The organism is Bartonella sp. AP57NXGY (genome assembly GCF_042195805.1).
Lineage (GTDB): Bacteria > Pseudomonadota > Alphaproteobacteria > Rhizobiales > Rhizobiaceae > Bartonella.
On record NZ_JBHIOZ010000028.1, the window covers coordinates 11,712 to 17,727 of the forward strand.

Annotated in this window: 4 protein-coding genes; all 4 read right to left on the bottom strand. The window is 39.2% G+C overall.

Translation table 11 applies throughout. The features are described 5' to 3' along the window. Nucleotides 1-1,209 precede the first annotated feature (1,209 nt). The 4 genes from ACFIL8_RS04680 to acs all read right to left on the bottom strand — a co-directional run bounded on the left by ACFIL8_RS04680 (nt 1,210) and on the right by acs (nt 5,967). On the bottom strand, nt 1,210-1,878 hold the full coding sequence (locus ACFIL8_RS04680; RefSeq protein ID WP_375638253.1) for a YdcF family protein: 669 nt from the start codon (nt 1,876-1,878) through the stop codon (nt 1,210-1,212). A 4-nt stretch (nt 1,879-1,882) separates the two neighbouring features. Beyond that, nucleotides 1,883-2,836 (bottom strand): cell division protein FtsX, encoded by a 954-nt coding sequence (locus ACFIL8_RS04685; protein WP_375611715.1) that lies wholly within the window; start codon nt 2,834-2,836, stop codon nt 1,883-1,885. Continuing rightward, entirely contained in the window at nt 2,829-3,488 is a 660-nt protein-coding gene (gene ftsE / locus ACFIL8_RS04690) for a cell division ATP-binding protein FtsE (protein WP_273723097.1), read from the bottom strand. Before ftsE ends, ACFIL8_RS04685 begins: the two co-directional genes overlap by 8 nt. 535 nt (nt 3,489-4,023) lie before the next feature. After that, nucleotides 4,024-5,967 carry an acetate--CoA ligase gene (gene acs, locus ACFIL8_RS04695; RefSeq protein WP_375638254.1) on the bottom strand — a complete coding sequence of 648 codons (1,944 nt, stop codon included), beginning with the start codon at nt 5,965-5,967 and terminating at the stop codon, nt 4,024-4,026. Nucleotides 5,968-6,016: the final 49 nt, after the last annotated feature.

The window sequence follows — 6,016 nt, forward strand, 5'->3', positions numbered from 1 at the left end:
TGTGATGTGCAAGAAAATGGTTTTGATTGATTCAATAGAGAACAGATTTGAAATGAGAGAATCTGATGATATTGAGAGCTCTCATTCAAGTTGTAGCGTAATAAATTTTCATTATAAATCAATATATTGTATGTGATAAAGCACCTTAGGCAGTGAGGTCGCTAAAATTATGACGCATGAGCTTTAGCGGCAGTGATGAATATTCTCAGGCAGGGTTTTCTTATCGAGCTTTATGTGAGTAAACCATATAAATGGGGAAGCTGAGAGGAACTTGTCCAGAGAAAGTGGATTGTTTACAAATCGTTGCTAATAAGAATCGTCGCCTTTTGAGATGTTGAGAGGAAATGACAATTCTCATGAAATCTGTCTTTTGAGATGTTCTGATATTGAAGTGAGCAGGTGGAACGCGTTAGACAAGAAGCTGAGTTATTATTGTTTACAGATCAATAGAGTTTAAAAATTTTCGTTCTTTTTGGGAGAGGAAACCAGACAAAAAGTGATCTTAGAGAGCGAAATGATTTCAAAAAAGATTGCGATAAAAAATGTAGGGTATTTGTCGCGGTGTGCGTTTTGAGCTTATTCCTATCTGTGATCTAAAATGCTCTTATGAAGATGCTTTTTAGAATAAGAGATTGTTACTAATATATTGACTTATAATGATAGTTTAATGTTCTCTCTGTTAAATGAGAAATCTAAGTATTATAAATTTTCTTATTTTAAATCTATTAAAATTACTTCTTTGCATGTCATATGAGGTTGGTATGTTCGTGTTTAAGAAAGGCGTAATGCATGCCTCTTACCAATCATCCCAAGAGGTTTAAGAGCTATCGTAATACTTGGGGGGTGGCAAAATATAGGGTGGGGCGGTTTGCATTTTTTATGAAGGGTAAGACAGTGGTGTAAATAGATTTTTATGACAAGTTTGATTTTATAGCTATCTGGGAAGATTTATTTACAAGAGCTGTCTTCTATATTGGGGATGGCATTAGATAGATCACGTGTTGTGAGATCAAGTTTGGGATGTAAGAGATGTTTTTTGGTTAATGTGCAAGACAGTGACACGTGTATCGGGGCGTTGTGCTTTGTATGGGGGGAAGTTCTGGCGGGCTTTTATGGCGGTAATTCGTGTGGAAAGGTATGGAGAGAAGGGTAAAGCAGTCAGAGGGTAGCAAGGTTTAAAGTCACAAGAATAAAGATCAGGGAGAAAGGTCAGAATGCGGTTCTGATATAGACTTGGAGCGTTTTAATATATTGGAATATAAGAATGCGGATTTGATTGATCTGTTGTATTGCGCTTTCAGCATTGTTCTTTTTAACAGGATAGGCAATGAAATGGATATCAGGCATTAAATATTTAAGTTCTCGCATTGAGCGCCACACATGGTAATCATGGGTGACGATATAAAGGGTTTTATAGTGGTGTTTTTTGATCCAATCGGCGCTTTCTTTAGCATTTCCTCTGGTGTTAATCGCTTGATGCCCGATGTCAATACAACAGGAGATAAGCCGTGGGGTAATATGCATGTTGTGCATGAGACTTTTCAGATTGGTTGTGGTGTTTACGCCACTGATGAGGAGACGTGAACCAAGCCCCCTTTGTAAGAGATTAAGTCCTGTCTCTATTCGGTTTTCTCCGCCTGTAAGCACGATAATGGCATCCGCTTTGGGGAGAGGTGTTGGGGGAGAGAGTCGTTCAGTTTTTTCAGAAAAAATAATAAAACCGCCCCAGAAAATTAAAACAATGATTGAAAGAGTAAGGGTTGTCGGTGGAAAATAGCGAAATAAAAGCCATGGAGACCAACTATTATAGTGGGTCCGTTTTGGAAGAGGACGTTCTAAATTGTTTTGCGTCAATGAGTTGAAAGTATTGTAAGTCATAAAATTAAAATAAACCGTTTTCACATTGATCAATTTTTTTCAGTTGCGCTAAAATAGTCATGCGGTTTGTAAGGGTGGTAAGAAAAGAAACGAAAATAATAAGAAAAATGATTTTTCCGTAGGGGATGGAACTTATGGAAAGATGTCCAAACAAAGCTGTTACTTGGCTAGCTTCTACTCTTCCCAAGTTATAATTCGTCCAGAGACAAAAGGCTGAAAATAGAAATATGCTTGTGAGACCACCATATAAAGCACCACGCAGCGCAGTTTTAAAAAAATGCCAGTCAAATTGGCGAGCAATGAAAAGAGTTTCAGTACCAAGGAAATATAAGACATTGATAATATGTGTATTTTCTGCCAATGCATTGCGGGTGGCAAAAATGATGGTGAGGATAAGAGAGCCTAAAACCAATGCTAAAATTGAAAAACCAATGAAAACAGTGGTGTGTGCCATGGTCGCAAAACGATGAACCCAAACACGGTGATCATCAAATTGACCTCCTGGAATTTGGGTTTTAATGGCGTGATTAATGGCTGCAAAATTGATTTTTTCATCTCTCTTCAGGGTCACAATGATGAGGCGGGGAAGGGGTAGTTCATTGACATTGAAGCCTGTTCCAAGCCATGGCTCCAGTAACTTTTCTGTAGCTTTTTGGTCAACAATTTTTGCATCTTGTACACCAGAAAATGTTTTAACCAATTGTACGGCATCACGGAGTGCTTTGTTGATATCAACATTGTCAATGGGGCGTATTTGTATTGTTGCTTCATAGCTAATCTGATTACTCCAATTTTGGGCGGCACGTTGGACCAAATCAACACCGATTAAGGTGAGGCTTGAAAGAAATGTCATAATAGCAATCACGGCAACTAATGCTTTTCCAGAAATATTACCACTGGGAATAATCGCTGTTGTATTTTTTTTATTGCTTGTAAAAATGGGGAAAGACTTATTCATGAATCGTCATCCGTCCGTTATGGAGAAGCATACGCCGTGCTGCAACTTGTTCCATTAAGGCAATATCATGGGTGGCAATGATAACAGCCGTTCCAAAACGGTTTAATTCAATAAACAAACGGAGGAGGCGTTTTGCCAAGGGCGGATCGACATTTCCGGTGGGTTCATCGGCAAGTAGAATTTCAGGTTGATCAATGAGTGCGCGTGCAATGGCTACCCTTTGTTTTTCCCCACCGGAAAGAACCGGTGGTAAAACATGAATATGATCTCCAAGACCTACCCAACAGAGAAGATCTTCCACTTCACTGCGATAGGTTGCTTCTTCTTGTCCTTTAATGCGTAAAGGTAAGGAGACATTTTCATAAGTGGTCATGTGGTCGAGTAAACGAAAATCTTGAAAAACCACCCCGATACGTTGTCGCAGCGCAGGGAGCTCTTGTCGTTTGAGTAATGCTGTGTCTGTTCCAAAGAGATCAATATGACCGCGGGTGGGTTTGAGTGCTAAAAACATAAGACGCATCAGCGACGTTTTCCCTGCTCCAGAGGCACCTGTGAGAAATTGAAATGATCCAGGAGGAATATGAAAGCTAATATCACGAAGGACCTCAGGGCCCATTCCATAGCGTAGGCCGACATTTTCAAAATGAATCACTTTTTATTATTACTCCTGATTTTATATTGCATCATTTATTCTAAAAACTCTTACTTTCATTGCTTTAGATTTTTGTTGTAAGCTTGTTTATTTTAGATTTCATGGTTTTCAATATTTTTTATACACCCTCGTTATAGATAAATATTTTTGCTCAAGAATATTATCACTTATACTTTCTTTTTTTAGCCTTATTTATGATTTTAGCAGGAATTTCAAAGGGATTCTAGCATAAACATCAGAACTATTTTTCCTTCTTACTCAGAGGCTTTTTTTGCATTGAGTGGACATTAGGTGATTTTAAAAAGCTATGTTGCTCTTTTTATCTTACTTTCTTATTCTTGTTCGCATCCCAATCCTGAGGTTTTTGCTTAAATTATTTCTTACCTGTTATGAAAAAAAGCGTTTGTTGTTAGAATGATTGAGCTTCTCGTGAATTGTTTTATTTTTTATTCTCCTCGGTGGTTTTCGTAATAATGCTGAGATAATTTTAGCAAAAAAAACAAAAACCACCGTATGTTGTATTGCGTCGTGTTTTTTAGTTTTGTCGGTTGGCAATCAGATCTTCAACAACTTGTGGTTCGGCAAGGGTTGAAATATCTCCGAGAGTATCAAAATCGTTTTCAGCGATTTTTCGTAAAATACGTCTCATAATTTTCCCTGATCGCGTTTTGGGAAGCTGCGGAGCAAACTGAATTTTATCCAATATGGCAATAGAGCCTATTTCTTGTCTCACATGCTTGATAAGGTCTTTTTGCAATTCTTCACTTGGCGCTGTTCCTTCCATGAGGGTCACAAAACTATAAATTCCTTGTCCTTTAATGGGATGCGGGTAACCCACAATAGCTGCTTCTGATACAGAGGGATGAGAAACAAGAGCTGATTCAATTTCAGCGGTTCCTAATCTGTGCCCCGAGACATTGAGAATATCATCAACTCGTCCTGTGATCCAATAATAACCGTCGCTATCGCGCCTACAGCTATCGCCTGAAAAATATTTTCCTTTATAGGAGGAAAAATAAGTTTGAATAAAGCGTTCATGATCCTTATAAAGTGTGCGCATTTGTCCTGGCCATGAATCACTGATACAAAGAGTGCCTTCTGCTTCACCTTCTAAAACATTGCCTTGGGCATCAACAATTTGGGGTTGAACACCAAAGAAAGGACGTGTGGCCGATCCTGCTTTGAGGGGGGTTGCACCAGGCAAGGGTGTGATCATATGCCCTCCTGTTTCCGTTTGCCACCATGTATCGAGAATCGGACAACGGTCATTTCCAATTATATGATAAAACCATTCCCATGCTTCTGGGTTAATAGGTTCTCCTACTGTGCCTAAAAGACGCAACGACGTCCTGTCTGAGTGTTCAACAAATGAATTTCCTGCTCCCATTAAGGCGCGGATAGCTGTTGGTGCGGTGTAGAGTGTATTGACTTGATGCTTGTCGACAATGTGCCAAAATCTTCCTTTGTCAGGAAAGGTTGGTGTGCCTTCAAACATTAAAGTGGTCGCACCATTGCATAAAGGTCCATAAACCAAGTAAGAATGACCGGTAATCCAACCAATATCAGCTGTACACCAGTAAACTTCATCGGGGTGGTAATCAAAAACATATTGGTGAGTCATCGAGGCAAAAACAAGATAGCCTGCTGTGGTATGCAAAACACCTTTGGGTTTGCCGGTTGAGCCTGAAGTATAAAGAATAAAAAGCGGATCTTCAGCGTTCATTGGTTCTGGTGGACAAGCTGTTTTGGCATGAGCTATCTCTTCGTGGTACCAAAAATCACGTCCCTCTATCCATTGAATGGGTCCACAAGTCCGCCGTATAACCATGACTTGGTCCACATGCACGTTTTGGCGCGCTGCTATCTCAATAGCATGGTCAACGTTGTCTTTTAAGTTAATCCGTTTGCCGCCACGCAAGCCGTGATCAGCGGTAATCATAAAGGTTGATTCACAGTCAACAAGGCGTCCTGCTATTGCTTCAGCAGAAAAGCCAGCAAAAATAACCGAATGAATAGCTCCAATGCGAGCACAAGCAAGCATAGCATAGGCTGCTTCGGGAATCATAGGAAGATAAATGGTTACTTTATCGCCTTTCTTAATGCCACGACTTTTCAAAAGATTGGCAAAACGACAAACATGTTCATAAAGCTCGTTATAGGTTATTTTTTTATCATGATAAGGATTATCTCCTTCCCAAATGAGCGCGATTTTGTCTCCATGGGTTTTCAGGTGGCGATCAATGCAATTATAGGTAACATTTGTTATCCCATCTTCGTACCATTGAATGGAGACATCTCCGTTAAAAGAAGTGTTTTTTACTTTTGTAAAAGGTTTAAACCATTCAATGCGTTGACCATGTTTTGCCCAGAAGCTTTCTGGATCATTAATGCTTTCTCGATACCATTGTTGATAAGTTTCCTCATCGAGTAAAGTATTTTTTTTGATCTCTTCTGATATTGGATAAATTTTTTCAGTCATGTTTCCCTCTTTTTATTGTTTGGAAAAATCTGCCTCTGTATTTTTGTAT